Origin of the sequence: Streptomyces sp. NBC_00009 (assembly GCF_045040855.1) — a bacterium.
Lineage (GTDB): Bacteria > Actinomycetota > Actinomycetes > Streptomycetales > Streptomycetaceae > Streptomyces > Streptomyces aureus.
The window spans coordinates 8,912,389-8,939,131 of the sequence record NZ_CP108312.1; the positions used below are offsets into that span (position 1 = coordinate 8,912,389).

Here is a 26,743-nt window from a genome sequence, read left to right on the forward strand (position 1 = left end):
AGCACGCACTGATCCAAGGAGAGACCACATGCGATACACGGTGCTCGGCAAGTCGGGTCTGCGGGTCTCGGAACTCGCCCTGGGAACCGTCACATTCGGCGAGGACTGGGGCTGGGGAGCCCCCAAGGAGACGAGCGCACAGATACTCGATCTCTACGCCGAGGCAGGCGGAAACCTCATCGACACCGCAGACCACTACACCGGCGGTACATCGGAGAGCTTTCTGGGCGAGCTTCTGGAAGGACGCCGTGAACACTTCGTCCTGACCACGAAGTACACCCTCCAGACCGACGCGGGCAACATCAACTCGGCGGGCAACCACCGCAAGAACCTCGTCTCCTCCATCGATGCGAGCCTGCGCCGACTGCGCACCGACTACATCGACCTGCTGTGGGTGCACGCACACGACACCCTCACCCCGATTCCGGAGGTCATGCGCACACTGGACGACCAGGTACGGGCAGGAAAGATCCACCATGTGGGGATCGCGAACTGGCCGGCCTGGGAGGTGGCCCAGGCCAACACCCTGGCCGAGCTGCGGGGCTGGTCCCCCTTCGTCGGCATGCAGATCCGCTACAACCTGCTCGAACGTGCACCTGAGCGTGACCTCCTGCCCATGGCCCGCCAGTTCGACCTGCCGGTGCTCGCCTGGGGCGCTCTCGCCGAGGGCCGCCTGACGGGCAAGTACCTCACCGGAGGGACCGGTCGGCTCACCGTGGCCCCCCGCGACCACAACCGCGCAGGCAGCGAAGAGCTGGTCCGCGAAGTGGTGGCCATCGCCGAAGAGGGAGGCTGGACCGCGGCGCAGGTCGCCCTGGCCTGGATCCGCAGCCGCCCCGGCACGATCATTCCCATCCTGGGAGCCACCAAGGAGCACCAGATCAAGGACACACTGGGCTGCGTCGCCGTCGACCTCACCGACGACCACCTCGCCCGGCTGGACGCGGTCAGCCGCATCGAACTGGGCTACCCCCACGACCTGCTCCGCGACCCCGTCACGATCAACGACATGTACGGATCCAACTGGGCTGACATCGACGACCGGCGCACCACGGCCCGTCGCGGAGTCAGTGACGACGTCTTCACGCCTCTTCCGCGCGGGTAGCTCCCGGCTGGGGACGGCAGCAGCCCTGCCGTCCCCAGCCGCGGCATCCCGGGCTCAATCGTCGTCCTTGCCCGTGAGGACCCGGCTCCTGCGTAGCGCACGCCTCTCAAGAATCAGCGTCCCCCCGACTCGGCTCAGCAAGCGGGGGGAGCGAGGACTCCTCTCACGGTCGAAACGGGGATGCAATGCTCATGCTGGCTGACAACGTTCTTGTGCGCGATGCGATCTCATCCTTCGCGGGTGAGATCTTTCGCTCCATGCCTCGTGTGGATCAACGACGATGGGCCGAGGTGTATCTCAAAGGCCTGCTCCTGGTCCAGGGCAAGAAGACGGTGCGCAAGATCTCGGACGACGTGCTGTCGATCCCGGCGCATCAGTCGCTGCAGCAGTTCATCAACCAGAGCCCGTGGAGCTGGGAGCCGGTGCGGGCGCACATCGTCGAGTACACCGAGAAGGCGGAACCCCCGCGCGCCTGGGTCCTGGACCGTGTGGCGATCCCCAAACGGGGGGAACGCTCTGTCGGAGTGGGACGCCACTATCTCCCGGAAGCCGGACGCGTGGTGAACTCCCAGATCGGCCTGACCACCGTCCTCGCCACGGACAGAGGAGGCATCCCGGTCAACTGGCGCCTGCTCATGCCCGAGAAATGGACCTCCGACCGCGAGCTGCGCGAGGCAGCCTATGTACCGGAGGAGGTACAGCCCAACCCTGAGTGGGCCGAGTACCTCGACATGGTCGACGAACTCGACATGAGCTGGGATTCGGCGCGGGCACCTGTGGTGGCGGACCTGCGACAGGTGCAGGACTCGGGAAAGCTCGTGGCCGGACTGGCCGAGCGGGGCCTGGAGTTCGTCACCGAGATAGACGGCTCTCTGGAGATGTGCACCGGAGCGCATGCCCGGGAGAACGTCAAGACCCACGGTCGCAAGGGCGCGCTGGGCCGCGCCATGACCGCACTCGACTTCTCGTTCCTCAGCACGCGCCGGCGCCGCGTCCCGCAAGACGCCTCAGGTCACCTCAAGGTTGTCTCCCACGCGGTGAGCGTCCCTGTCGGCGATGAAGGCGGCTTCCGGGAAGCCCGGCTGCTCAGCGAGGTGGCTCGCAACGGGATGCCCAAGCGCTTCTGGGTGACCAGCCTTACCGGCGAATCCGTCGGTGATGTCCTGGATCTGGCGCGCTTGGCCAAGCGTACGCGCGAGGAGCTGCCGACCCTCGATGCCTTCGGACTCCGTGACTTCGAGGGTCGGTCCTTCAGGGGGTGGCATCACCACGCCACGATGGTCTCCGCGGCCTATGCCCTGGACCGGCTGGGCTGGCAGCCGGAAGGGGATGCTGACACCGACCATTGACATCTCCCCCAGCTGAAGCAGGGGGATTCATTCCTCGCGGAGTGAACTTTCTGCTTCATCGACAGCCGCTGCCCCGAATGAACGGCGAGGGACGTTGGTACGCCCAGCAGTCTTACGCCAGCTCCACAGACCTGACATCCCGCCAGCCCGGCGGTAGACCCGGCCAGCTTGGTTATCGCCAGCCGGGCAAGGGCGAGCATACAAGTCGCGGACGGTGCGTGGGACGGGTATCCGCCCACAGGGCGAATACCCGCTCGCTGCCCTGCTCCGCAGGAGTCCGTTTCCTCTCCCCCCTGAAGGGCGGAGTATCCACGGAGGAATCTCGATGAATCCGGAAGGCAGCCGGCCGACGGTCACCGGGTTTCGCTGAACGTGTGCCGGTGCTCACCGCACCAGGCGGCGAACGTGTTCGCCGCCCTGCCCGTGACATCCCGGACCGTGCTGGTCACCTGTGTTTTCGCACCGTCCTGCTGACGTAGAGCGCTGTCCAGGAGGGCGTCGACCACCGGCTCGGGGTAGCGACTGCTCCACTGCGAACGCGCCTGCGCCACGGTGAGCTCCTCGAACGTCACAGGGCGAGCGAGCACGCGTGAGAGCTCCTCGGTCTGGCGCTGAGCTGACAGGGCCTGAGGTCCCGTCAGGGTGTAGGTCGCCCCGTTGTGCCCGGGCTCTGTGAGCGCGTGCATGGCGACTGCGGCGACATCACCTGGGTCGATACACGCATTGGGCGCCGTCCCGAACAGGGCGCGCACCACGCCCTCGGACCTGACGGAGTGGGACCAGGACAGCGTGTTCGACATGAAGGCACGTGGACGCAACAGCGTCCACGACAGCCCGCTGTCTCGCAGCAGGCTTTCATTCCTGCGTTGCCATCGGCGAATGAGGTCATGTGCCTGCTCGTCTTCGACCGCGGCAGCGGACATCTTGACGACGTGGCGTATACCGCCGTTCCTGCAGGCTCTCAGGAAGGCGCTGTCATCGTCTCTCAGGGGATTGTTCGTGATCAGGAGGGCGGCATCCACCCCCTTCACCGCTACGTCGAGCGACGAACGGTCGTGGTAGTCGCCGCGGATCACTTCTGACGACAGACCGATGGCCTGCACACGCTCAGGACTGCGCGTCATCAGGCGCAGCGGCCAAGCCGGGGACATCCGCTTGACAACTTCGCTGCCGATGGTGCCTGTTGCTCCCGTAATGAGGATCATCGGATGCCTCCGTGGATACTCCGCCCTTCAGGGCGGTAAGGAATCGGACTCCTGCGGAGCAGGGCAGCGGGCTGGGATTCGCCGCCAGGGCGGATCCCAGTGCTCTGACCCGCGGGTTTGAACGGGACCTGTGGCGGCGCTAGTTTGCGAGCGTGACCACGAGCCATGTGAAGCGGGCGTTCAAGTACCGCTTCTATCCGACGGATGCGCAGGCAGCGGAGCTGTCGCGCACGTTCGGATGCGTGCGGAAGGTCTACAACATGGCGCTCGCCGCCCGTACGCAGGCATGGGCGTGGCAGGAGCGGATCAACTACAACCAGAGTTCCGCGATGCTGACGGCGTGGAAGAAGACCGAGGAACTGGCGTACCTGAACGAGGTGTCGTCGGTCCCGCTCCAGCAGGCCCTGCGGCATCTGCAAGTGGCGTTCACGAACTTCTTCGGCAAGCGGGCCAGATACCCGCGCTTCAAGAGCCGGAAGAAGTCGCGGAAGTCCGCCGAGTACACCACCTCGGCGTTCCGTTTCAGGGACGGTGAGTTGAGACTCGCGAAGATGAGTGAGTCCCTGCGCATCGCGTGGTCGAGACCGTTGCCGGACGGCGTGAGCCCTTCCATGGTGACCGTGTCGCAGGACGCGGCCGGACGCTGGTTCGTCTCCCTGTTGTGCGACGACCCCGGCATCAAGCACCTGCCCACCACTGATGCCGCCATCGGCGTCGATGCCGGTCTCGACCACCTCCTGACCCTCTCGACGGGCGAGAAGATCGCCAACCCGAGGCACGAGCGCCGCGACCGGGTCGCCCTTGCGAAAGCTCAGCGCAGGCTGGCGAAGAAGGCCAAAGGCTCGGCGAACCGGGCCAAGGCCCGGCGCAAGGTCGCCAAGATCCACGCCCGGATCGCAGACCGCCGCCGCGACACCCTGCACAAGATCACCACTCGGCTCGTGCGTGACAACCAAACGCTCGTGATCGAGGACCTGACCGTGCGCAACATGGTCAAGAACCGGAAACTGGCCCGCGCCATCAGCGATGCCGCGTGGTCTCAGTTCCGGAGCATGCTGGAGTACAAAGCCGCCTGGTACGGGCGTGAGGTGATCGCCGTGGACCGGTGGTTCCCCTCGTCCAAACTGTGCTCCACCTGCGGCACCTTGGCTGACAAGATGCCGCTCAGCGTCCGCACGTGGACGTGTGACTGCGGCACGACCCATGACCGGGACGTGAACGCAGCGAAGAACCTTCTGGCCGCCGGGCGGGCGGTTGCAGCCTGCGGAGCTGGTGTAAGACCTCAACGGAGTTCTCCGAGCGGGCAGTCGGCGATGAAACAGGAAATCTCACGGCGCGAGCCGTAAGAATCCCCTTCCTTCAGGGAGGGGAGCGTCAACGGTGTGGGGGTCTCCTCGCTGCTCAGCCGGTGAAGGTGGTCACGAAGACCGGCGCGTCCTTCTGCGTCCCGGTGACCTGGACCGCCGTCGTGTCCGGTACCAGAGACGGAACGCGGACCGCCCGGATGCGGCAGGGTTCGTCGAGTTCCACGTATCCGTAGAAGGCCGTTTCGGCGCTTCCGGGATAGAAGGGCGCCGAGTCCGCATGGGTGAGCTCCACAGAGGCCTGACGTGCGGCTTCCAGCAGCAGCATGCCTGGTACGTGGTCCTTGGGGGACTGGAAGAGCGTGGAGTGGTTGGTGTCGACACTCAGGTGCCAGGTGTGGGCATGAGCGGTCGGTTCCAGGAGCACGTCGGCAGGGGTGGACCGGCCGACCGTGGACGGATGTGCCAGGGTGCTCGCCGGCATGGACGTGCGGGGTTCGGTCCGGCCGTCCCGCAGCCGCGTATAGGCACGGGGGCTGGTGATTCTTGCGGCGAGCGCGCCATGGGCGACCACGGTGTTCCCCTGCCGTATCACCATGTCCAGTCGCAGGCTTCCCGGGTGCGGGCCGCGCATCTTGATCTCCGACCCAGTGACCTCGACGAGCACGTCTGTGACGGGAGCGCTGTTGTCGATGAGCGGAGCCACGCACTTGAAGTCGAGGGCGGCCAGGAGGAGCTGGTAGTCGAGCGGTACCCCGTACAGCCCGTGAAGCGCGACCAGAGCGGACTGCCTGATCGTCTCGGCCACGAGTACCGGATCGTGCAGCCGTCCCTGCACAGGGGCGAAGAAGGCGTGATCGTGCGGCAACCGGGCCTGGACGGCCAGACGGTCCTGACCGGTCTGAGCCCATCCGGTCGCGAAGGCGTCGACGTTCCTGCTGCGGTGAACGAGTGTCAACGGAACGCTCAGAGCAGCGGACTTGGTGGGCGAATCGGTAGAAAGAGTGGCACGAGACACGAAAGTTCCCTCCATGGGTGGTGCAGCGTGATACCTGCTTTGAGCCAGGGCTGGTAAAATACAAACTAGGCGGTTTGTTTAAGGGGTAGGGATCACCTCGTCAGGGCGGGGGAGTGATCTACCGAGAGGGCTAGAGGGGCATCATGGCTATCCAGGACAGGGCCATCCGGACTCGACGGACCATCGTTGAAGCTGCAGCCAAGGTCTTCGAAGAGCGGGGTTACCAGGCGGCGACCATCGCCGAGATCCTCAGCGTCGGCAAGGTCACCAAGGGGGCGCTGTACTTCCACTTCGACTCCAAAGAGGCCCTCGCACGCGGACTCCTCGTCGAGCAGGACGTTGCGTCCATGGCGATTCCTCCCCGGGCCTGCAAGCTGCAGGAACTCGTCGACACCGTGGCCGTCCAGGCTTACCGGCTTCGCACCGACGCCGTGGTCAGAGCCGCTGTCCGGCTGACCATGGACCATCGCGCACAGGGGCTCGACCGCGGGAACGCCTTCATGCGCTGGATCGAAGTTCTCACCGAAATCCTGGAACAAGCCGCTCAGCAGAGCGAGGTGTTGCCCCAGGTGAATCCCGCTGAGACGGCCGAGCTCATCGTCGGGGCCTTCGCCGGCGTACAGGCGATGTCCCAGGCCCTGACGGGGTATCAGGACGTCGGTGAGCGAGCCGAGATCCTGCTGCGCCACGTTCTTCCCTCCGTTGCCGTCTCCTCTGTCCTGGCCTCGCTGGACCTGTCCTCGGACCGCGGCCGCCGCGTCGCCAACGAGCTTGAAACCGCCCCGAAACTCCGTGAACAGCGACTCGCATAGCCGGCCGGCGACCGGGGAGGCTGGTGCCGGGATTCTCATGCCCCCGGCCCGAGCCAGGCGAGGAGGGACGTGCCGAGCGGCGTGGCCCCATCCTGTGACCAGGCGATGTAGCCGTCGGGCCGGACCAGCAGAGCTCTGTCGCCGAGGTCCGATTGCGGCATGACCTGAACGGTGTTCAGCAGGGCGGCCCAGGGCTGCGCCTGCGGCAGATAGCGATCGGCAGTCGAGACCGGCAACAGCAGCAGCATCCGTCCGTCGTTCAGCAGCGAGACAAGATCGCCGTGACCGGCTGCCGTCACCAGCGCCGCGTTGGCCAGGAACTGACCCTCTGCGCCGCAATCGCCCACGCCCCTGGGCGGGTAACGGGTGTTCTGCGCGCTCACGATCCCCGCCAGATGAGCTCCACCCTGGTCGTCCTGCATCAGCCCCTCGAAGCAGGAGCGCAGCGCATCGAACGACTCGTCCGGGCGCATGAGGCTCAGCTGCGCTCGGGTGTTCTCGATGACCCGCATGGCCGCGGGACGACGCTCCAGGTCGTAGGTGTCCAGGACGCCATTGCCGGCATGCCCGCGAACCGCGTGGGCGAGCTTCCAGCCCAGGTTCAAGGCATCCTGAATCCCCGTGCTCAGGCCCTGGCCGCCGATCGGGAAGTGCACGTGCGCCGCGTCGCCGACCAGGAAGACCCGACGGTCACGGAACTTCGAGGCCAGGGTGGTCACGTCGCTGAACCGGGTCAGGTGGAGCGGTTCCGTCATGGCGACGTGCCGACCGACGATGTACGAGGCCTCGTCCTGCAGCTCCTCGAGAGTGAGCGGAGCATGGCGATCGGCGTGCGGACCCGAGGTATTGACCGTGCGGATCAGGCTGTGGCCGTCAAGGTAGGGGCGGGTGACTGTCCAGCCGCGCCGGGTGCGCTGCCATCCCGAGGGGGCTGTGCCGGCGTGAGTGAACCGGACGACCCCCATCATGGCTGACAGACTCGGAGGACTGGTCTCGATGGGAACCGCGAGCTGCTTGCGCACGGTGCTGTGAGCTCCGTCGGCACCGACGAGATAGTCGGCGCGCAGCCGGCGGCGTCCCTGCGTGCCCTCCACCGTCAGCTCGACCTGATCGGTGCTCTGATCCACTGCAACCAAGCGGTGGCCGCGGAGTATGTCGACGCCCGTCGCCCGGGCACGTGCCTCGAAGGCCAACTGCAGCTCGGTCTGGGGGCACTTGACGATGGGCTGAGGTTCGAAGTCCGGTGCTGTGATGGTCAGGCCCGGCATCCCCGCGAAGTGAAAGGATGCGGCTGAGCTTCGCCGTCTGACCTCGGGTAATGCGTTGAGATATCCGCATCGGGCCAGTGACTGAACGGCGCGTGCATGAAGGGTGTTGGCCTTCGGCTGGTCGGATAACCCCTCTGCAGCCTCCAGTACGACCGTATCGATCCCGTACCGACCCATCTCCGCCGCGACGAGCATTCCGACAGGTCCGCCGCCGGCGATGACAACCGATGTATGCCTCATGGCAATTACTCCCCCGCGTCGCGATCCTGCTGCGAGGATCACGACCTTGAGCTGAAGTCGCGCCGATCTGTGGCGGCGACCTGACTGTGACAGTCTCCTGACGTGGAGCTGGCTGAACGGACGTGCACCGCGGGCACCACGGTCAGGGGTATCGACCGTCGGCCGACCTGGGACGGGGTGTGCCCCCGGCCAACCGGCTCCCAAGATACAGACCGAGCGGTTTTCTTTTCAACGCGTCTTCGGTCCGCGTCTGAAAGATGGCGGTAGGTACCTGGTGCGAAGGTGGGTAAATGGGGCGCAGCTGGACTGCGGACTTCACCCGGCGTTCTGTGCTGGTCATCCAGTCCATCGCGTTGACGAATCTTCCTGAACTGCGGATATGTCATTCGGGGTGGTCATCTGGTGGAGATTCGACCTCTGGCCCAGAGCATGTCTCAGCGTGACCGGAGGGGTCGCGTTTCGGAAGCGCCGGCCCGCGTCTGCGAGGGCTGTGCGGTTGCACCTGGGTCCGTCAGGGTGCGGCACGGGAGAGGGAAACCGACGGGGCGAGGTGAGGGAGTGGGCGGTGCGGGACGCGAGTCCTGTCGCGCACGCCTGGCCCGCCCTGCCGGCAGTGAGGCAAAGGGGAGCGGGTTGCCGTCCTGAGGGCCTCGACTGAACGGCCGTCGGCCTGGTTTTGCAGGTGCGGCTTGCCTCGACGCGGCGGGCAGTGCGGGCGTCTCGAGCCCACGCCGCCACGAGGGGCGGCGGGTGCGCTGAGGGGGAGAAGCCGGTATGCGGTCGCGTTGCCGGCCGGACGGCGTGAGGCTGGACGGTCGCGTTGCGGGCACGGGTATCCGCCATTATAAAACCGCATAGATGGTTTGTTTTTTGGTTATGCGGGAACAGGCACACGCAGGGCGGAGTGGCCGGCATCCGGCTCGGAGCCGGGGAAAGGCATGGTGTACACGCGGCTGTACGCGTACGCGGCAGAGACGAGCGTCATGTGGTGGTGCCAGCCCGGGAACGAGCGCCCTTCGAAGTCGAGCATGCCGAACTCCTCGGACAGATCCTGCATCGCGTCTTCCACGCCTGCGCGCAAGCGCAGGAGGGGCAGTACTTCGTCGGCTCCGCGGTCCGCGACGTTCGTCAGCCAGTACCGGGTCGGGCGACGCCGCGAGGGCGACCACTCGGCCAGGAGGCGGTACGGACGCCCGTTCCCCGGGCGTCCGTGGGGTGCTGCCGGCAGGTGTACCGTCGCGGCCAGCATCGTGACAGTGCGGCGAGCGGGGCCGTGTGGACTGAGCGCGCTCACGTACGGCCGCGCCGAGCTCTGTCGAATCACCTCTCGGGCGGTCATCGGCCTCAGGGAGGCCGGCTTGTCGTTCTGGGCGAACACGGGCTGCGAGCCGTCGATTTCGAACACGAAGTCCAGTCCGAAGCCGGCGGTCCCCGTTGCCAGCCGGGAGATGTCCCGCATGCCACGCAACTCGGCGACGAGGGGCATCGGCGACAGGGACCAACGGGACGACGCGTGCGCGACCATGTCGAGGATGTGTGCCCACTCCGGCACCGCGTCGACGTGGTCCGGGATGCGCACGCGCTGCCTGCGCTCCTCGTCGTCGCACCAGGCTGAGTCCAGTGCGAGCCGCCAGTCGATGGGAACGCTCGTGTCCTTCGACGTCAGGAACAGGCCCAGCCCGATCTGACAGTTGATGGTGCGTCCTGCCTTGGGGAAGTAGCGACGCTGAACGCCGACCGAATGCTGCCCGCGCTTGGGGATGACGGCCTGCCCTATCACCCAGGCCTTCGGCGTTACTTCGGGTTCGGCGATCCGGGCGAGAGCATGGCGTGCCGGCATCCAGTCCCAGGGGCTCTGGTTGACGAACTGTTGCAGGGACTGGGGGGTGGTCGGCGAGTTGGAGATCGCGTCCGCCAGTCTGCGGATGGACTTGCGGCCCGGCGTGGTGAGCAGGGCGCGCAGGTACGCCTCGGCCCAGCGCCGCTGATCTGCGCGCGGAAGGTGCCCGAAGAGGTCATCGGCCACGCGGGAAACGGAGTTGAGGTCGACGTAGCGCGAAGGGGCGGAGTCGATGATGGGCGCAGACATGCGATCCTCCGGTTCGGGCCAGGGGCCTGGGTGCGCGTGGTGGTGGTGACGATGACGGCCAGAACCATACCGCACGGGCGGTTTCTTGGGCTACGGGTTGATCTGCTGTCGCTGTGAGTAACGGTTCTGGGCTGCGGCCAGAGCAGCAGGACTCACCCATGACGAACGTGTCCGGGTGCCCTTCAGGCTTACTCCGTCAACTTGCACAGACCTCAGCGGGTAACCCGGCAGGCCTTTTCCGAGGCTAATTGGATCGGTTAACTCGAGTACAGCCACCGGCGCGTGGTGGCACTCGGCCCTGGAGCGACCATGACTCTCCTGATGCCGAGACCCGATATCTCCCGGAGGGCTGCTGTGGTTAGCTCTGACCGTACTCGCGAAATTGTCTCGACCCTCTTTGCCGACGTCGCAAGCGGCAACGTCGGTGGAGTTCTTGACGCCATCTCGCCGGACATCGTATTCGATCTGCCCGCCAGCGAATTCACCACCGCCATTCCCAACCTGGGAACCTGGCGAGGCAAGGAGGGCGTCACCGAGGCCTTCCGGCTGCGCGGTGCGTTTGCCGATGTCACGGAATTCGAGCAGCGCGAAATGATCGTTGACGGAAACCGTGCCTTCGTCGTCAACTTTCAGCGGATCCGGCACAAGACGACGGGCTTCGAGGTCGCCTTCGAGTTCTCCATGCTGCTGACGGTCGGCGACGACGAGAAGATCGTTCACTGGAAGGCGTTCTTCGACGCGTCCGCCGAGGTCGCGATGTTCCGCTCCGACATCAACGACCGGATGCTCGCAGCCGTGAGCGGCCGCGACACGGCCGAGGTCACCACACTCCTGCAGCAGGGCGCCAACCCGAACCACAGGGATGCCGCCACCGGGCTCACCACCCTGCAGACGGCCGCCGGACTCGGCGACGCCGACACGGTACGCGCGCTGATCGCGGCGGGCGCCGACATCTACTCGGCCGACAGCCGGGCCGGCGGCACCGCTCTGCACAAGGCGGTCCAGCACGGAAACCTGGAAACCGTGCAGGTGCTCGTGGAGGCCGGCGCGTTCGTGGACGCAGTCGCCCCGACCACCGGGCACACACCTCTCATGGACGCGCTCTGGTACAAGTGGACCGACATCGTCGGCTACCTGCTGAGCCAGAACGCAGGCATGGGCCTGTCCACCCACTACGGGTTTTCCCTGCGCGAGCACTTCGAGTACGAGCTCAACGTCAACACCACCGGCAAGGACAAGCTGCTGGTCGCCGAGCAGCTGCTGAAGGAGCGTACGCAGTCCGACGAGCAGAAGGCCGAGGCACACCTGCTCATCGGCGCCGTCGCCCACGGTGACCACGACGAGGTGAAGTCCCTCCTGGCCTCCGGCACGCCCGTCGATGCCCGGTTCCCCGTCGTCAACGGCTTCAACGACGCCCACACGGCGCTCCTGGTGGCCTCCCGCGACGGCCAGGGCGACATCGTACGGTCCCTGCTCGCAGCGGGCGCCGATGTCAACGCCACCGAGCCGACCTTCGGTGCCGTCCCGCTGCACAAGGCCGTCTACAACGGCCACGCCGACATCACGCAGACCCTCGTCGACGCGCAGGGCACCGACCTCAACTACCAGGGCGCGACGAACGGATACACCCCGCTCCACGACGCCCTGTGGCACGGATACGAGCGGTGCGCCGACATCCTGATCGCCGCCGGCGCCCGCACCGATCTGGTGGGACACGACGGAAAGACCCCCTACGACATCGCCGTCGAGAGCTTCGGCTCCGATCACCCGCTCGCGCAGCGCCTGTCCCCCAAGCAGTAGCGGCCCTTCCTTACACCGGAGTCGAATCATGCTCTTTTACGTCCAGATGAAATGGAACCACGAGGGCCGAATCAGCCTCGACGATCTGTGGGAGGTCGAGCAGGAGGAAGCCGAGCACGCACAGGAGACCGTGGACTCCGGTTTCTGCGTGGGCATTTGGAAGGTCGCCGCGCAAAAGCGCGTCATCGCCATCATCGATTCGCCCGATGCGGAAGAGCTTGACCGCGCGGCCCTCGGGCGCCTCCCGATGCGCGAATACCTCGAGTTCGAAGTGGTCTGGCCGCTTCGCGACTACCTGGGCTTCGCAGACGACGTCAAGGCACGCTACAAGGTCTGAAACCCTCCAGGCTCAAACCGGAGAAAGGGAACACAGTGATCCATCAGCTCATCTTCGCTGCACCGAAGCCCGGCATGACCGACGAGGAATTCCACCGCTACTGGGTGGAGGAGCACGCCGTCCGGTATGCCAGCAAGATCCCGCAGATCAAGAAGTACGCGGTCGACACCACGGTCCAGCCGCAGTCGGCCGACGAGCCGCTGTGGAAGGGCATCGCCGAGATCTGGCTGGAGAACGAGGAGGAGCAGCTGGCCTCCCTGCAGACGCCCGAGTTTCTTGAGGGCGCGCGCCTGGACGAGCCGCGCTGGGCCGCGTTCTGGCAGTCCGTCGTGCTCGACACCGACACCGAGGTGGTTCTCCAGGGCGAGCCCGACAACGACGTCCAGCCCGGCGTCAAGCTGGTGATCCTGGCCAAGCGCAAGGAAGGCCTCAGCCGCGACGACTTCCGCGCCTACAACCGCCAGGTCCATGCCCCTCTGGTCACTCAGATTCCGGGCGTCACGCGCTACTACCAGTCCTTCACCCGCGACTCCTGGTACGGCATCAGCGAACCGCCGTTCGACGTCGCCTACCACATCTGGTTCGACAGCCTGGCCGATCTCGAGGCCGCGCAGAAGTCCGGCCAGCAGGCCACCGTCGAAGCCGACTACGCGAATTTCGTCAACAAGCAGTACCTGCACACCGTTCCGGTCCAGGAGAACTGGATCCTCGGCCCCCAGCCCCGCTGACCGCCGCACAGCGCGCGGCACCACGCCTCTGCCTTCGGCCCTTTGACCGCAGGCAGAGGCGCGCAGCGTTCTCTCCACACCTGCACTTCCGACAGCACGTGGTCGCACGATCCGACCGCAGGCGACCTTCACCCATAAGGAGTCAGCGCCGTGAAAGCCGTTGTGATGGCCGGCGGCGAAGGCACCCGCCTTCGTCCCATGACCTCCAACCTTCCCAAACCCCTTCTGCCCGTGGTCGACCGGCCCGTCATGGAGCACGTGCTGCACCTGGTGAAGCGCCACGGAATCACCGATGTCGTGGTCACCGTGCAGTTCCTCGCCTCGCTCATCAAAAACCACTTCGGCGACGGCGACGAACTCGGCCTCAAGCTGACCTACGCCCACGAAGAGCAGCCTCTCGGTACCGCGGGCAGCGTCAAGAACGCCGAAGAGACACTGAGGGGAGACCCCTTCGTCGTCATCTCCGGGGACGCGCTGACCGACCTCGACCTCACGGACGCCATCCGCTTCCACCGCGAGAAGGGGGCCCTGGTCACCGTCTGCCTCACACGAGTCCCAGACCCCCTGGAGTTCGGGATCACCGTGGTCGACGCAGAGGGACGCATCGAACGCTTCCTCGAGAAGCCGACCTGGGGGCAGGTGTTCACCGACACCGTCAACACAGGCATCTACATCATGGAGCCAGAGATCCTCGACTACGTCGCCGCAGACAAACAGGTCGACTGGTCGGGCGATGTCTTTCCCCAGCTCCTCGCCGAAGGCAAACCCCTCTACGGATACGTCGCCGACGGCTACTGGGAGGACATCGGAAGCCACAACAGCTACGCCCAGGCGCAACTGGACGTGCTGGACGGCAAGGTCCAGGTCGAAGACCTTGGATTCGAACTCTCGCCCGGCATCTGGATCGGCGAAGGCGCAGAGATCCACCCCGACGCGGTCCTGACTGCCCCGCTGTACATCGGCGCCAACGCAAAGATCGAGGCCAAGGCCGAAGTCCGCAGCCGCACGGTGGTCGGACGCGGTGCAGTGGTCCAAAGCCGGGCAGTACTGGATGAGGCAGTCCTCCACGAGAACGTCTTCATCGCCCCCGACACACACGTGCAGGCCGCCGTCATCGGCAAGAACACCGACGTCATGCACGCCGCCCGCATCGAACCCGGCGTCGTCATCGGCGACGACTGCAGGATCGGAGCGGCATCCATCGTCGCCGGCGGGGTCCGCATCTACCCCTCCAAGCACATCGAGGACGCAGCCTGCGTGAACGCCTCAGTCGTCTGGCAGACGCGTGGACAGGCCCAACTCTTCGGTCAACGCGGCGTGGACGGCATCCTCAACGTCGACATCACCCCAGAACTCGCCGTTCGACTCACTGCCGCGTACGCCTCAACCCTGAAGAAGGGCGACACCGTCGCTCTCGGCAGCGACCACTCCCGCGGTGCCCGCGCACTCACACACTGCATAGCCTCCGCACTCCAGACCAGCGCCATCAACGTGCTTGCCCTCGACACAGTCCCCATGCCCGTGGCACGCCAGCAGACCCACATCACGGCCGTCGGCGGAATCTACGTCCGCACCATGCACGCCGAACCGGACTCCGTCGAGATCCTCTTCCTCGACAGCGACGGCGCCGACCTGAGCGAGGCCGCCAAGCGAAAGCTCGACCGCGTCTACGCACGCCAGGAGTACAGGCGCGCCTTCCCCGGCGAGATCGGCGACATCACCCGGCCTCCCTCCGCGCTCGACACCTACGCCGACTCGCTCACCACTCAGATCACCGTCGGCAAACTCACCAACTCCGCAGTGAAGGCAGTCATCGACGCAGCCCACGGCTCCGTCAGCCACTCCCTGCCTGACCTGATCGGAAAACTCGGCATCGACGCCCTCGTCCTCAACACCGGTGTCACGGACGCCCGTCCCACCGAGACAGACACCGAACACGCCGAAGCCCTGACTCGGCTCGGCGACATGGTCCGCTCGTCAAAGGCATCCATCGGAGTGCGCTTCGACCCCGTCGGCGAACGGCTCACCCTGGTCGATGACCAAGGCAGCGTCATCGACGACCGCCGAGCGATCCTGCTCCAGGTCGCACTTGCCGCTCGCCATCATGAAGGCGGCCGCATCGTTTTGCCCGTCACCATCTCCCGGACCGCAGAGGACCTGGCAGCCAGATACGGGGCTCGTGTTCAATGGGTCGGCACGTCTCCTGCAGACCTCGCGCAAGCGGCGACCCGGCCAGACACCATTCTCGCCGGTGACGGCAGCGGCGGGTACATCGTGCCGGGGGTCGGCGCACCCTTCGACGGGATGGCAGCCTTCACCACCATGATCAACCACCTGGCAGAGTCAAGTCTGACCCTGAGCGAGCTCGACGCTCTGCTGCCCGAAGATCGGCTCATACAGCGCGAAGTACCCACACCATGGTCCGCAAAGGGGATCGTCATGCGTAGCATCGCCGAAGCAGACGGTGACCACGTGGTGGACACCACCTCCGACGGCGTCCGCATCGTCGAACCCGACGGAAGCTGGGCTCTGGTTCTCCCTGACGCCAGCCTCGCAGTCACGCGAGTGTGGGCCGAGGCCCCCACCCTGGCCAACTCCCAAAAGCTCCTGGACAAATGGGCCGGCCGCGTTGCGGAAGCCACTGTGTGAGCAGGAGCCTGGCACCTCGTCCAGAGCGAGAGGTGCCAGGCTTGCCACCAGGCGTGGGGGATGACGCTGATGTGCGCGGCGCTCGGGCATACCCGGCATCATCGGCAACACCGGCTGAGAGCGGTCCAGGGCCTGGATCTGGGACTTCTCGTCCACCGACAACACCACCGCGCCTTCGGGCGGGTTGAAATACAGCCCCACCACGTCGTAGACCTTCCCCACGAACAACGGGTCCGTCGACAGCTTGAAGGTGTCGGTCAGATGCGGCTTGAGCTGGAACTTTCGCCAGATCCGGCCCACCGCCGACTCGACAGACCCCTACAGTCGGCCATCGATGAACGCGACTCGTGGGTGGCGCCCTTCGGAATCTCCTTCAGCGTGCTGACCACGACTGCTTCCACCTGCTCAACGCTGATGGTGGGCGGCCGGGCCCGGCCGGGGCTCGTCCACCAACCCGTCCAGCCGGCCGGCCAGGAACCGGCGACGCCACGTGCGGACCGTGTCCGCCGCGATCCGCAACTCCCGCGCCACCGCAACGATCGGTGGGACATCAGCCCTGGCACACGCCAGCACGATGCGCGCCCGCAAAGCCACTGCCTGCGCAGATGACGCCCGCCGGGCCCAACGTCCCAAGACCACACGCTCATCAGCGGACAGCAACAACGGCTCCGACTTCGGGCCACGACGTGGCACCTGCGCATCTGAAGAAGCAGTCATACACAAACTGACGACGGATCTCCGGCGCGGGACACTAGCGGCTGATCGACACCACCTGTCCCTGCTCACCGCCCTCGACGAGGCGCACATAAGCGCGTGCGACGTCGGCGGCGGGCATGCCGTCGAGTTCGTCCTGACCCATGCTCGCGAGCGTCTCAGAAACCCACCCGGGGCTGACCGCGTTGATGCGAGTCCCGCGCGGCATCTCCTGTGCAGCTGCGACCACAAAGGCGGACAGCCCGCTATTGACCAGGGCGCCGAACGTTATGCCCGGAGCAGCTACCCGGCCGGGACCAGAGGTCAGTGTCACTGACCCCTGGTCCGACAGGTGCATCAGAGCACGTCGGACCAGATGAACCTGCCCGAGCAGTTTGCCCTCGAGTCCCCGGAAGAACTCCTGGTCGTCGGGCTCCTCAAGACCGGCCAGGCAACCGCTCGCAGCGCAACAAATGACGGCATCCACCTCGCCCACCGAGGTCAACATTGCATCAATTGATGCGCTATCTGTCATATCGACGTGCACGGGCCCCCGGCGTGAGGCGCGGACCACCTGATGCCTGTCCTCGAGAGCCGAGGAGACGGCTGAGCCGATAGTTCCGCTGGCGCCGATAACGATGATCTTCAGAGTGGCTCTCCATTGCGATGAGGTGCAAGTTCGCAGCTGTCGAGATAATTCGCTCTGCAGATCTATCCGCGATTCCAAGGGGGAAAGAGTACTGTTCTGCGAAAAATCGCGGGCACGTGCCGCTCCTGCGAACCGCAATGCAATATAAGCAGAAACGCGCGATGAGTCAATTCGTCTAATATGGAAATACTAACTACAACTCGGCGGTCGGCCGATACTCTCGCCGGCCACCTGGGTTCTGGGCCGAGCCTGATCAGGTGAACCCTCGGAAGAACTGATCTGCCAAAGCCTGCTCTGTCGGGATGTGGCGACCCTCGACGATTCGGCCATCCTGGAAGCGATAAGACACGAGCCAGGTCATCACCGTTCCACAGCCGCCAACCCCGGCTGCCTGCACGCGCTGTAGTTCGATCGCCCAGTTCTCATCGGCTTGACTGACGAGGGTCTCGACCCGCAGATCCGCAAACGCCAGACATTCGTAATAGTGGATAATCTGGGTCAGGCCCACATGGACACCCGACAGCGGATGGTTCCCCGGGACGATCCACGCGGCCCCCTCTGAAAGAACCTCGCTCCGCAGGGCTTCGTGGTTGCTGGTGGCGTAATACTCGAAGAATTTCTGCACCGTCGCGAGATTTATTTCGACGCTACCCGTATGTATGTCCATGCGTCCGCTCCGATCGCTCGTCCACCTCCGTCCAAGTCTCGCCAGCCCCGAAGTCCCCGTCCAATAGCCGCACCCATAGGCAAGCGGCATGCCCAGCCGTGCCTGACCACCCCTCTGCTGCTCTAGAGATCTTCAACGGCTGAGGTTTCGGCGGTTGGAAGTCGAGGCCGGTCTTGGCGATGAGGCCGTCGATGAGGCCGGGTCGGTACTGCATCCGTTTGACCGGATCTTCACCAGCGCGGTGAGCTTGTCGAGGCTCTGTTTGGTGAGGTTGGCCAGCGACCGTTTCAGGTGTGACCAGACGCCCTCGACCGGGTTGAACTCGGGCCCCGCTTGGCGCTCATAGTGGGGTTGCACCGCGGGTCACAGACCTAACGGTGTTGGTGGAAATACCTGTGACGGGCCGTCGACACCGACGGCGCGGTCCTGGACATCCTCGTCCAGAACAGGCGGGACAAGGCTGCCGCCAGGCGTTTCTTCCGCCGGCTGATGAAGACCACCGGCCAGGTGCCGCGAGTGATCGTGACGGGCAAGCTGGCCTCCTATGGTGCCGCGCACCGGGAGGTGATGCCCTCGGCCGAGCACCGCTCCCACAAGGGACTCAACAACCGGGCGGAGAACTCCCACCAGCCCACCCGGCAGCAGGAACGCGCGATGAAAGGGATTCCGCTCCGCCAGCGGAGCGCAGCGCTTCCTGTCCGCGTTCACCGGGATCTCACCCCACTTCAGACCCAAGCGTAATCTCATGACCGCCCGCCGCTACCGCTTCGAAATGATGATCCGCTTCACCATCTGGAACCACATCACCGGCACCACCGGCATGCCCACCACAGCCTGAGCAGCAGGCAGCCGACGCCCCCTCCCGCCCTGACGCAGCATCAGCCGATCGCGCAACCGACAACGTGACAGTGTCCCCAAACGGGCGGCGCGGTCCTGTTGGCGGTCGTCGTCCGCTTCCTCCTCGGCAGGGTGCCGTCCGAACGATGTGGTTGATCCGCATTGCTGCACAGGTTGGAAAACTGGCTCAGCGTGGCTCATCGATGAAGCGCGGTGCAGCACCTAGATTTGCCCCGCCCTTCCAGTTTGCGTCGGCTACGGGTTGCAGTGGGCTGCTCTGACGGCAGGAGGGCTGCCACACCCGTCGATTCGGACGCACACCTCTGGGAGAGGCCATGACGACAACTCCTGGCGGGGAACCCGTTCCCTCCGTCGCTCACGACCCGGCCAGCCGTCGCAGCTTCCTGAAGTACTCGGCACTGGCAGCGTCGGTACCCGCGCTGCAATCCGTACTCGCAGACCCCGCTGCGGCCGCTGCCGCACCGGGCGCGTACGCGCCCGTTCCGCCCACCGCAATCGGTCCGCAGATCCCCGCGAAGGGTTATCTGGTCCAGGAGATCGGCAAGCGGCTGTACTGGCTGACGGACGGCTTTTACCAGATCATGTTCCTGGTGACCAAACGTCACCACCACGAGGGGCAGCGTGTCATCGTCGTGGACGCTCCCCCGACGCTGGGGGGCAACATCCTCCGCGCGATCGAGGAGGTGGCACCGGGTGCCCGTATCAGCCACCTGGTGTACTCCCACTACCACGCGGACCACATCGGCGCGGCGGACAAGCTCCGCGACGCGAGCCTCCCGAAGCTAGTGATCATCGCCCACGAGCAGACCGCCCACCTGCTGAAGCAGGTACCCGAGTCCAGCCGGCCGCCGATGCCGAACCGCTCTGTCTCCAGCAGCTACCGTCTGGAGGTGGACGACCAGGTCCTGGAGCTCCACTACAAGGGCCCCAACCACAGCCAGGACAACCTGTTCATCTACGCGCCGCGGCAGAGGGTCCTGAACGTCGTGGACATCGTCTACCCCGGCTGGGTCCCGTTCAGGAACCTCGTCGTGTCCACCAACATCCCCGGCTGGCTCAACGCGCACAACCAGCTCCTGGAGTTCGACTTCAAGACCTACATCGGCGGGCACCTGACCCGTCTGGGTACCCGGCAGGACGTCGAGATCCAGCAAGAGTACCTGCGCGACCTGGAGCACTACGGCAGGAAGGCCATCACCGAATTCGTCAACGTGGGCCCCCTCTTCGCCAAGTACCCGGGCAACCCCTGGGCCGTGTTCAAGGAGTACCTCGACATCCTCACCCAGACTACGGCCGACGCCGTCACCCCGGCCTGGACCAGCCGGCTCGGCGGCGCCGACGTCTTCACCTTCGACAATGCCTGGACCATGGTCGAATCCCTGCGGCTCGACCACAAAGTCCTCGGCCCCTTCGGCACCCTCCCCTGAGCCCGGCTCTGCCAGGGATCGCGGCGTTCCCCGGTGCGACAGCGTGATCAGCGGGCATGCTCGGGGCTGTTCCGCAGGCCGAGTGCAGCTGTCGAGGTGCCCGTTGTCGCTCCGTCCTCGTTCCGGTGAGCAAGTCACGTCTTTGACCGAGCAGATCACGCCGGCGAGCAACCCCGGATCCGGCCCGCCTGCCCGTCGGGTGCTTCGCCAGTACCTCGGCCACCGTCTCACTAGACTCGGCCAGCCGCTTGAAGCGCGGCTTCCGCTGCTTCAAGCAGAGCTCATGCCCGACCAGCACAAATCCGGCGATCACGTGCGGAAAGCGGAAACCTCCTCACCCACATCGCCGCCGTACCAGCCTCAGATCCCGCAACGTCGGCGCCTCGGACACCGTCTCGGGGGACACGGCCGTCGGGGGTGCAGGTCCCTGTCCAACGTCCCCACCACAGGGAGCTGCCTCAGCAGCGATCTCCACTTGAACGCCGCCCGCGCCAGCGTCCGGCCCCAGCAGGGGCTGCTTGTTGTTCTGCAAGCCCACCAGCCAGGCCTGGCCGTCCTCGAGGAGGCGCAACTGGTCCTGCAAAGCGGCGATATCGATTTGGATCCGCTCACGCTCTTTCGTGATGAGCTCCAAGTCGTCCTTCACCACGGCCGCGTACCTGGCGCGGATAGACAGGAGATCAGCGACAGATTCATTCATGGGACTGCCTTCCAACACGCTGCTCGGCAGCGGCCACGCTACGCACATCGGTGATGTCGGCCTGCCCAAACGTGCTTACAAGAACGATTGCGACCGGCTTCTGCTCAACCCAGACCGCAATTCTTCACGGCCCGCCTGGGGCTGAAGGAGCCGACAACCTCGGCCAGTTCACTCCGACACCGCAGCAAATGCCGCATGGCCTCAATCGATCGGCGTGTGGAGCCCCGGCACGCTGCTGAGCACGGAGAAGCCCCCGGCCCGCAGGCCGACGGCGCCGGCGGTGTACAGCGCCAGATGTGAGAGGGGGCAGGGCGGTGTCCCGCGGACGGTTCGGACAGCTCCAGTGTCGGCTGCGCCAAGGTGCTCGCGGTGCACCTCCCCATGCATTGATGCGGTACCCAGAACGTGACCCGCAGGGCACGGCTGCACCGTAGAGGAAGAGCCTGGCGAAGCTGGAGTCCGCCTACCTGCGGGTGCCCGGCCACAACGTCGCCCGCCACCTGCTGCAGCGTCTCAACGGCAAGGCCGCGGCACCCGAATCGAGTTCCAACCCCTCAACCAGACCCAGTCACCTGCCCCTCCAGCGCGACGTCTCCCTCCGCACCCTGAACGTCCGGCAGTGGGACCGGATGATCGACGTGTGGGCGACCGATGACGATCAGGCCATGGACACGGCCTGGTTCGACGACATCACCGCCGACCTCGGCTCCGAGTACGGCGCCTACGAACACGTCATGAAATCGGCTTCTCCGCCTGAACAGCCGCCTGAGCACTGGGCGTGACCGCCACGGAGCAGCGATCACGCCCTTTCCCCCGCCCGCTGCTCGTCCAGGTCGAACCCGAGCCTCTCGGTCAACGTCGCCACGTCCGTCCACAGCGCCACTGGCGTCAGAAGCGACCAAGGCTGACCGCGCGCCGGGTCCTCGAGCAGCACTGTCTCCGTGTAGCCGTCGCTCCACTGTTCGCCGCGAGCCGCGCCGTTCTTCCAGGCGCGCTCACCGAACCACAGCCGTTTGACCGCTGCTTCCACCAGCCGGGCGTGCAGCCCGACTCGAAACTCGCGGGTGTAGACGACCTCCCAGCCGTTGTGGCGGTGGATCCGCAGCCTGGTGTTGCGGTCCGAGTCCTCGCAGATTCCGATCTTCGCCATGGCCGGACCGGACGTCCGCTGCAGGAGGTAGACGATGCCCGGCTCGCTGTCCTTGAAGCCGGTCACCTTGCAGACGCGGGAGTTGCAGGCGCCCTGGCCGCGGTAGAGATTGCCGAGCGCCGGATTAACCGGTCCGTCGCAGTTCAAACAGGTGCCCGCCCACGAGGCGTTGGTGTTCTTGAACCCCTCAGGATCGTCGGGGCGGAACCGATACGCGATCGCGCGCGCCCACGCCTGCTCGAGGGACAGGGGAGTGTTCGGCGCGCAGTACATGCAGGCGCCCTGCCCCTGCATCACGTCGTGCAGTCGTGGCTTGACCGCGCGCTGGCAGCGCAGGCATGTGCCCGGCCACGGCACGTCCACACGCGCATAGACAGTACTGGGCTCCACACACCCCTTGTCGCGCATGACAGTGACGGCGACGTCCGGGTCGATGGCCCGCCGGGCGCAGTACTTGCAGGCCATGGCACCCTGCCGGACCGTCTTGATGGATACCTTGATCGGCTTGCCGGCACGCGGACACCCCTCATTGAGGCACAGGCTCCCAACAGAGGTTCTGTTGTTCGTGTACGGCTCCAGCAGCTGGATGTTGGCCTTGGCGATCGTCCTGGCCAGTTCGTCCTCGCCCAGTCTGAACTTCTCGGCGCGTTCACGATCCGCGCACGGGCGGCACCCACGGGGTGCGTCCCCCCAGCGCCGGGCCTTGGTGGCGATGCTGTCGTAGGTTGGTTTGATGGGGCCCTTGCAGCGGTCACAGATGCTCGGCCAGGGCGCCGTGGCCTTCTGGAACACGGTCGTCGGCAGGCATCCGTTGCGCACCATCAACTGCCGGGCCTCCTCTGGGTCGACAGCTTGTCCCGAGACCAATGTGCCCGCCGAAGAGACAGACGATGAGAATCGCGTGGGAACGCACCCCACTGCCAGGCCACCGCGCTGTTCGGCGGCTGTGAGGCCGCCGATGAGGGCCATGGCGTTCGTGGTAGCAGCCTAGGGAGAACAGCTGGCGATGCACGTCGTTTGTGGGAACGCAAGGCGGACATGACGATCCGTCAGCCCTGCCGGGGCGCCGCCAGGAAGCGAGCGACCGTCCCCCAGCCAGTGCGGTGGCGGTCGACGGCTTTGGACTTGAGGGCCGGGAGCACGACGAACCGGAGATACCAGTGGGACGGCGACGAGGGATCGGACTGAATTGCGCTCTTGCGACGTGCAATCCGCGCGTATAGACCGGCTCTTCGAGCGCGTGAGTTTTCCGCTTCCTGCCCCGAGCCTGGAGGGCGGGGTGGACCGTCTACCGCAGCAAGCGCGGCCAGTGCTGCCGCAACTCACGCAGAAGGCAGGCCGTCCCTGGGATGTGAGAGGCCGCACATGGTCCCAAGCCTGGCGGAGATGCGTGGCAGTCTCGAGTCAGCGGAAGCATGCTGCAGGGATGTGCGCAGTTATACCGCTTGTGGCTCAGCCATGGGAGCGAAAAAGTCCCACAGTCTCGTTTCCGCACCTCGCCAGCCCATGCTGTCAGAGGGCGGGATTATTCTCCGCATGTGACGATTCCTGCACCTTCACCAGCTGACCTCGATGCTGCCAAAGCTCTGGCCTTACGCGAGGGCCGCCCCGCAAACATGCACAGCTCCGGGGTGACTGAACTGGCCGCGGCACTGGGCGTGCTGCGCCGCACTGAGACCGGCCAGAGCGTCGCGGACGCCGTGCTGCTGGCCGCCCACGACCTGCTGTACGCGCAGGTGCCGCGCCATCTCGGTGACAGCAGCATGCGGCGGCTGGCGGAAGTCCTCGTCGGCAGGGGAGTGGTGCCTAAGCCCGGCGACTACGAAGGCCAGTGGTGGCTGTGGTGGCCCAAGAGCGGGCACGGCCCGTGCCCCGACTGCGGCAAGACGCGCTCCCTGACCCGCTATTCGGCGCGCTTCGGCCACGAGTACCGCTATCTGTGCGCACGCTGCCGCTCCGCCGAACGCCAGCAGATCGCCGAGCAGGCCAGCAGGCTCCGCGAGATGATCGCCCCACGGACCGGACTTCACCCGGCGCACGTACCTGCGCCAGCCGCCGGCAGCCACCCCACCGAGGCGGCACCGTCAGACAGTGCGGCCGTTGCCGTGTCCCCTCCCTCAGGCCGCGACTGGGAGACCTACGTGGCGCGGTTGGAGGAGCTGCTGGCTGCGCTGGAGTGGGCAGGTTTCGACCTGCCGCAGGAGTGGGACAGCGACTTCGATGAGCAGGAGGGCGCGCTGTTGTTCGCCGCCCTGTGGCGCGGCGACGGCGGCGTGGGCGTCGAATACCACCCCCACCGGGGCGTGTTGGCCCTGCAGCCCTTCGACGACGTGACGGGAGAGTGGCCCGAGTCCTATTCCCTGCTGGAGGACAGCATCGAGATCCCCGTCGCCGCCTCCGGGGAGCAGGCCGTCACCGCCGTCGAGGCCGCCGCCGGAGAAGCCGGGCTGCTGGATGCCGCTCACGTCCTTGTCGCTGACACGGCACCGCCGGAGGCCAAGCAGGAGTTCGCCCTGCGCAGAGTCCGCCGGATCTTCCAGCCGGCTGCGGACTTTCGGCGGTTGCCGCTGGCCGATCTGCTCCAGGAGGTCACCGAGAACGAATGGTTGAGCGCCTACCTGGACTGGGTGGTCGGCATGGACGGCCGGAACGTCGAGCCCGACATTGTGCCGGACGCGGCAGCGCTGGGGGTGGCCGCCTGGTGCTGGCGCAACAACACCGCGGTGGAAGACCACCACCTGGACACCGACGTGCTGATGGCCCGTGTCAACATCGCCGTCACTCGCGTCACCCAACAGCACATCTGCCCCGCGGAGGGCATCGACTGGCACAGCATCAAGGATGCTCTGATGGATCCGCAGTGGGCCCTTGCCGACGGCACCCCGGTCCATTCCCTGTTCGGCCCGGGCTGGAAGCAGGTAGCCGCCACCGTCACCGCAGAACTCGACCGCTGGCGCCAGCTCGACCACGAGGTCCTCGGCCCCCAGACCACGTTGATCCTGATGAGCATCGGCGGTTCCACCAGCTACACCGACTCCTGGTGGGGACAGGGCCGCTGGCACAGCATCTGCCGCCGCATCATTGACGACGCCGTGGCCGCGGGCCTGACCCTGCCATCGCCCTACGACGAGCGCGGTCCGGATGCCCTCCTGGCCGACCTCGATGCCCCAGACCAGGTCCCCGACCCCATCCTCGACTGGCTTATCGACCTTCCAGACGCCGGCGTCCACGGACCCCGCGGCCTGCGCATGCACCTCGTCACCCGACCGCCTCAGTCGTGTTGGGACCCGTACTGGCTCACCGACAGCACCCCCTGACCGCGCAGCACGGGGCACGACAGAAGCTAGGCAGTGGCAGACGGCCAGTGATCGGTGGACGACAGGAGAGCGGACCAGGCATCGTCGCTCACCACGCGCGTCCTGCCACACCGGCCCTGCGCGGGGCGGCAGGCCTAGGCGGTTTCGTTTGGATCAGTCGGTCGTTGGTCCGGGTGTGCCGTTGACTGATGCGCAGTGGGCGCGGATCGAGCCGTTACTTCCGGACCGGATGCCGAAGCGGGGTGGCCGGTGGCGAGATCACCGTGAGGTGATTGACGCGATCGCCTTCAAGTTTCAGACCGGGACCCAGTGGGTGCACCTGCCGGAGAAGTACGGCAACTGGCGGGGCGTCTACAACCGGCTGCGGATGTGGGCCGTCGACGGCACCTGGGAGCGGGTGTTCACCGCCCTGGTGACCAGGCCGACGCGGGCGAGGACCTGGCCTGGGCCGTCTCGGTGGACTCCACGATCGTGCGCGCTCACCAGCTCACAGTCCGGAGCCCGCAAAAAGGGGCTCCGGACTGTGAGCCGGACAACCACGCCATCGGCCGCTCCCGCGGCAGACTGACCACGAAGATCCACCTCGCGGCCGACGGCCGTTGCCGGCCACTCGCGTTCGTCCTCACCGCCGGACAGGCCGGGGACGCACCCGCATTCACGGACGTCATGGCCCGCCTGCGCGTTCCCCGCCGCCGTGGACGGCCCCGCACCAGGCCGGACATGGTCCTGGCCGACAAGACACCCCATGCAGCTATCGGGTCAAGCAGCTGCGGTGAGTGGTGATGGTTTCGGTGGGGCGAATGCGAGCGCCTCGTTGAACCTCTGGCGGGTGGTCAGGCAGTGGTGGAGCTGGCCGAGCATGCGGTTGAAAAGGTTTCGGAGAGCCGCGTAGTAGCGATCGCCGGTCTCCCTTCGGCGGTTGTAGTGGTCGTGGGCGCCGATTGAGGCAGTGAGTGCGGCGAAAGCCCAGTGCCGGCCGGTTGCGGCCAGGCGGCTGTTCTTGATCCGGCGGTGGCTGACGCGGCGGCTTTTGCCGGACTCGCGCGTCACGGGGGCACTTCCGGCGTAAGCCTTCAGATCGCGGGCTGTGTCGAACCGGGTGCGGTCGTCGCCAATTTCGGCGAGGAGCCGGGCGCCGGTCAGCGCGGCGAGACCCGGGAAGCTCGTGATGATCGCCGCGTCGGGGTGCTGCAGGAAGAGCTCCTCGGTGGCGCTCGCCAGCTCGTCGCAGGCCTTGCAGGCGGCTTCGAGCTGGGCGAGCAAGGCAAGTGTTTGGTGTCCCATCGCCGTTTCCACCAAAGCCGGCTGACGAAGCCAGGTCCGGCGGAACACTTCGAGCAGGCGGTCGGTCTCGACCCCTGCCCAGAGCTGATCCAAC

Annotated in this window: 22 protein-coding genes and 2 pseudogenes; 14 read left to right on the forward strand and 10 right to left on the reverse strand. The window is 66.2% G+C overall.

Translation table 11 applies throughout. From position 1 onward, the window contains the following. Positions 1–28 precede the first annotated feature (28 nt). Positions 29–1,105 (forward strand): aldo/keto reductase, encoded by a 1,077-nt coding sequence (locus OHA58_RS40640; RefSeq protein WP_405474971.1) that lies wholly within the window; start codon positions 29–31, stop codon positions 1,103–1,105. Positions 1,106–1,362: 257 nt separating this feature from the next. Beyond that, the gene (locus tag OHA58_RS40645; protein ID WP_405474969.1) at positions 1,363–2,454 is read left to right on the forward strand and encodes an IS701 family transposase; all 1,092 of its coding nucleotides are present in this window, start codon (positions 1,363–1,365) and stop codon (positions 2,452–2,454) included. 353 nt (positions 2,455–2,807) lie between these two features. Here the strand turns inward: OHA58_RS40645 and OHA58_RS40650 are convergent, their stop codons facing one another. Then, positions 2,808–3,659: an NAD(P)H-binding protein gene (locus OHA58_RS40650; protein ID WP_405474967.1), complete on the reverse strand. Its 852-nt coding sequence runs from the start codon at positions 3,657–3,659 to the stop codon at positions 2,808–2,810. 152 nt (positions 3,660–3,811) lie between these two features. Between OHA58_RS40650 and OHA58_RS40655 the strand changes: the two genes are divergently transcribed. Beyond that, positions 3,812–5,005 (forward strand): RNA-guided endonuclease InsQ/TnpB family protein, encoded by a 1,194-nt coding sequence (locus OHA58_RS40655; protein ID WP_405474964.1) that lies wholly within the window; start codon positions 3,812–3,814, stop codon positions 5,003–5,005. A 55-nt stretch (positions 5,006–5,060) separates the two neighbouring features. Here the strand turns inward: OHA58_RS40655 and OHA58_RS40660 are convergent, their stop codons facing one another. Further along, entirely contained in the window at positions 5,061–5,921 is an 861-nt protein-coding gene (locus tag OHA58_RS40660; protein WP_405474961.1) for a ScbA/BarX family gamma-butyrolactone biosynthesis protein, read from the reverse strand. Between the two features lie 203 nt (positions 5,922–6,124). Here OHA58_RS40660 and OHA58_RS40665 point away from each other — a divergent pair, with 203 nt between their 5' ends. Then, positions 6,125–6,793, forward strand: a complete 669-nt coding sequence (locus OHA58_RS40665) for a ScbR family autoregulator-binding transcription factor (protein ID WP_405474959.1) — start codon at positions 6,125–6,127, stop codon at positions 6,791–6,793. Positions 6,794–6,828: 35 nt separating this feature from the next. On the opposite strand, the gene OHA58_RS40670 is transcribed toward OHA58_RS40665, so the two are convergent. Next, a complete protein-coding gene (locus OHA58_RS40670; protein ID WP_405474956.1) occupies positions 6,829–8,301 on the reverse strand; it encodes an FAD-dependent monooxygenase in 1,473 nt (490 codons plus the stop codon). A gap of 874 nt (positions 8,302–9,175) precedes the next feature. Further along, entirely contained in the window at positions 9,176–10,390 is a 1,215-nt protein-coding gene (locus tag OHA58_RS40675; RefSeq protein WP_405474953.1) for an IS701 family transposase, read from the reverse strand. 321 nt (positions 10,391–10,711) lie between these two features. On the opposite strand from OHA58_RS40675, the gene OHA58_RS40680 reads away from it, so the two are divergent. From OHA58_RS40680 to OHA58_RS40695, 4 genes are all read left to right on the forward strand, one after another. Beyond that, the gene (locus OHA58_RS40680; RefSeq protein ID WP_405485405.1) at positions 10,712–12,190 is read left to right on the forward strand and encodes an ankyrin repeat domain-containing protein; all 1,479 of its coding nucleotides are present in this window, start codon (positions 10,712–10,714) and stop codon (positions 12,188–12,190) included. A 28-nt stretch (positions 12,191–12,218) separates the two neighbouring features. Beyond that, a complete protein-coding gene (locus OHA58_RS40685; RefSeq protein ID WP_405474948.1) occupies positions 12,219–12,527 on the forward strand; it encodes a muconolactone Delta-isomerase family protein in 309 nt (102 codons plus the stop codon). A 74-nt stretch (positions 12,528–12,601) separates the two neighbouring features. Further along, positions 12,602–13,255: an EthD family reductase gene (locus OHA58_RS40690; protein ID WP_405474946.1), complete on the forward strand. Its 654-nt coding sequence runs from the start codon at positions 12,602–12,604 to the stop codon at positions 13,253–13,255. 150 nt (positions 13,256–13,405) lie between these two features. Continuing rightward, positions 13,406–15,904 carry a sugar phosphate nucleotidyltransferase gene (locus OHA58_RS40695; protein WP_405474943.1) on the forward strand — a complete coding sequence of 833 codons (2,499 nt, stop codon included), beginning with the start codon at positions 13,406–13,408 and terminating at the stop codon, positions 15,902–15,904. A gap of 405 nt (positions 15,905–16,309) precedes the next feature. Here the strand turns inward: OHA58_RS40695 and OHA58_RS40700 are convergent, their stop codons facing one another. From OHA58_RS40700 to OHA58_RS40710, 3 genes are all read right to left on the reverse strand, one after another. Continuing rightward, positions 16,310–16,711 (reverse strand): helix-turn-helix domain-containing protein, encoded by a 402-nt coding sequence (locus OHA58_RS40700; protein WP_405484647.1) that lies wholly within the window; start codon positions 16,709–16,711, stop codon positions 16,310–16,312. After that, the gene (locus tag OHA58_RS40705; protein ID WP_405484653.1) at positions 16,656–17,246 is read right to left on the reverse strand and encodes a short chain dehydrogenase; all 591 of its coding nucleotides are present in this window, start codon (positions 17,244–17,246) and stop codon (positions 16,656–16,658) included. The genes OHA58_RS40700 and OHA58_RS40705 overlap by 56 nt, the downstream gene beginning before the upstream one ends. Positions 17,247–17,499: 253 nt before the next feature. Continuing rightward, on the reverse strand, positions 17,500–17,913 hold the full coding sequence (locus tag OHA58_RS40710) for a nuclear transport factor 2 family protein (RefSeq protein WP_405474939.1): 414 nt from the start codon (positions 17,911–17,913) through the stop codon (positions 17,500–17,502). Between the two features lie 399 nt (positions 17,914–18,312). Between OHA58_RS40710 and OHA58_RS40715 the strand changes: the two are divergent. Beyond that, a pseudogene (locus OHA58_RS40715) lies at positions 18,313–18,620 on the forward strand (transposase); the annotation flags it as partial. Between the two features lie 465 nt (positions 18,621–19,085). Next, the gene (locus OHA58_RS40720; protein ID WP_405474937.1) at positions 19,086–20,198 is read left to right on the forward strand and encodes an MBL fold metallo-hydrolase; all 1,113 of its coding nucleotides are present in this window, start codon (positions 19,086–19,088) and stop codon (positions 20,196–20,198) included. A gap of 334 nt (positions 20,199–20,532) precedes the next feature. On the opposite strand, the gene OHA58_RS40725 is transcribed toward OHA58_RS40720, so the two are convergent. Further along, positions 20,533–20,898, reverse strand: coding sequence for a hypothetical protein (locus OHA58_RS40725; RefSeq protein ID WP_405474935.1), 366 nt, complete (start codon positions 20,896–20,898; stop codon positions 20,533–20,535). Positions 20,899–21,371: 473 nt separating this feature from the next. Here OHA58_RS40725 and OHA58_RS40730 point away from each other — a divergent pair, with 473 nt between their 5' ends. Beyond that, on the forward strand, positions 21,372–21,680 hold the full coding sequence (locus OHA58_RS40730; protein ID WP_405474933.1) for a hypothetical protein: 309 nt from the start codon (positions 21,372–21,374) through the stop codon (positions 21,678–21,680). A 17-nt stretch (positions 21,681–21,697) separates the two neighbouring features. Here the strand turns inward: OHA58_RS40730 and OHA58_RS40735 are convergent, their stop codons facing one another. Then, complete coding sequence (locus OHA58_RS40735) at positions 21,698–22,870, reverse strand: hypothetical protein (protein ID WP_405474931.1); 1,173 nt, start codon at positions 22,868–22,870, stop codon at positions 21,698–21,700. Between the two features lie 809 nt (positions 22,871–23,679). Here OHA58_RS40735 and OHA58_RS40740 point away from each other — a divergent pair. The 3 genes and pseudogenes from OHA58_RS40740 (at position 23,680) to OHA58_RS40750 (ending at position 26,148) form a co-directional block, all read left to right on the forward strand. After that, positions 23,680–25,365 (forward strand): hypothetical protein, encoded by a 1,686-nt coding sequence (locus OHA58_RS40740; RefSeq protein WP_405474929.1) that lies wholly within the window; start codon positions 23,680–23,682, stop codon positions 25,363–25,365. 229 nt (positions 25,366–25,594) lie between these two features. Further along, positions 25,595–25,708, forward strand: a pseudogene (locus tag OHA58_RS40745) (transposase); the annotation flags it as partial. Between the two features lie 26 nt (positions 25,709–25,734). After that, on the forward strand, positions 25,735–26,148 hold the full coding sequence (locus tag OHA58_RS40750; RefSeq protein ID WP_405474927.1) for a transposase: 414 nt from the start codon (positions 25,735–25,737) through the stop codon (positions 26,146–26,148). On the opposite strand, the gene OHA58_RS40755 is transcribed toward OHA58_RS40750, so the two are convergent. After that, positions 26,125–26,742, reverse strand: coding sequence for a transposase (locus OHA58_RS40755; RefSeq protein ID WP_405474925.1), 618 nt, complete (start codon positions 26,740–26,742; stop codon positions 26,125–26,127). The two genes, OHA58_RS40750 and OHA58_RS40755, sit on opposite strands and share 24 nt — an antisense overlap. Between the last annotated feature and the right edge of the window lies 1 nt (position 26,743).

Excerpts from the sequence above, each read along its gene's own strand:
- OHA58_RS40645 (WP_405474969.1), top strand. The coding sequence starts at position 1,363 with ATGCCTCGTGTGGATCAACGACGATGGGCCGAGGTGTATCTCAAAGGC.
- OHA58_RS40670 (WP_405474956.1), bottom strand. The coding sequence starts at position 8,301 with ATGAGGCATACATCGGTTGTCATCGCCGGCGGCGGACCTGTCGGAATG.
- OHA58_RS40665 (WP_405474959.1), top strand. The coding sequence starts at position 6,125 with ATGGCTATCCAGGACAGGGCCATCCGGACTCGACGGACCATCGTTGAA.
- OHA58_RS40675 (WP_405474953.1), bottom strand. The coding sequence starts at position 10,390 with ATGTCTGCGCCCATCATCGACTCCGCCCCTTCGCGCTACGTCGACCTC.
- OHA58_RS40650 (WP_405474967.1), bottom strand. The coding sequence starts at position 3,659 with ATGATCCTCATTACGGGAGCAACAGGCACCATCGGCAGCGAAGTTGTC.
- OHA58_RS40700 (WP_405484647.1), bottom strand. The coding sequence starts at position 16,711 with ATGTGCGCCTCGTCGAGGGCGGTGAGCAGGGACAGGTGGTGTCGATCA.
- OHA58_RS40640 (WP_405474971.1), top strand. The coding sequence starts at position 29 with ATGCGATACACGGTGCTCGGCAAGTCGGGTCTGCGGGTCTCGGAACTC.
- OHA58_RS40725 (WP_405474935.1), bottom strand. The coding sequence starts at position 20,898 with ATGAATGAATCTGTCGCTGATCTCCTGTCTATCCGCGCCAGGTACGCG.
- OHA58_RS40680 (WP_405485405.1), top strand. The coding sequence starts at position 10,712 with ATGCCGAGACCCGATATCTCCCGGAGGGCTGCTGTGGTTAGCTCTGAC.
- OHA58_RS40735 (WP_405474931.1), bottom strand. The coding sequence starts at position 22,870 with ATGGTGCGCAACGGATGCCTGCCGACGACCGTGTTCCAGAAGGCCACG.
- OHA58_RS40720 (WP_405474937.1), top strand. The coding sequence starts at position 19,086 with ATGACGACAACTCCTGGCGGGGAACCCGTTCCCTCCGTCGCTCACGAC.
- OHA58_RS40710 (WP_405474939.1), bottom strand. The coding sequence starts at position 17,913 with ATGGACATACATACGGGTAGCGTCGAAATAAATCTCGCGACGGTGCAG.
- OHA58_RS40690 (WP_405474946.1), top strand. The coding sequence starts at position 12,602 with ATGACCGACGAGGAATTCCACCGCTACTGGGTGGAGGAGCACGCCGTC.
- OHA58_RS40685 (WP_405474948.1), top strand. The coding sequence starts at position 12,219 with ATGCTCTTTTACGTCCAGATGAAATGGAACCACGAGGGCCGAATCAGC.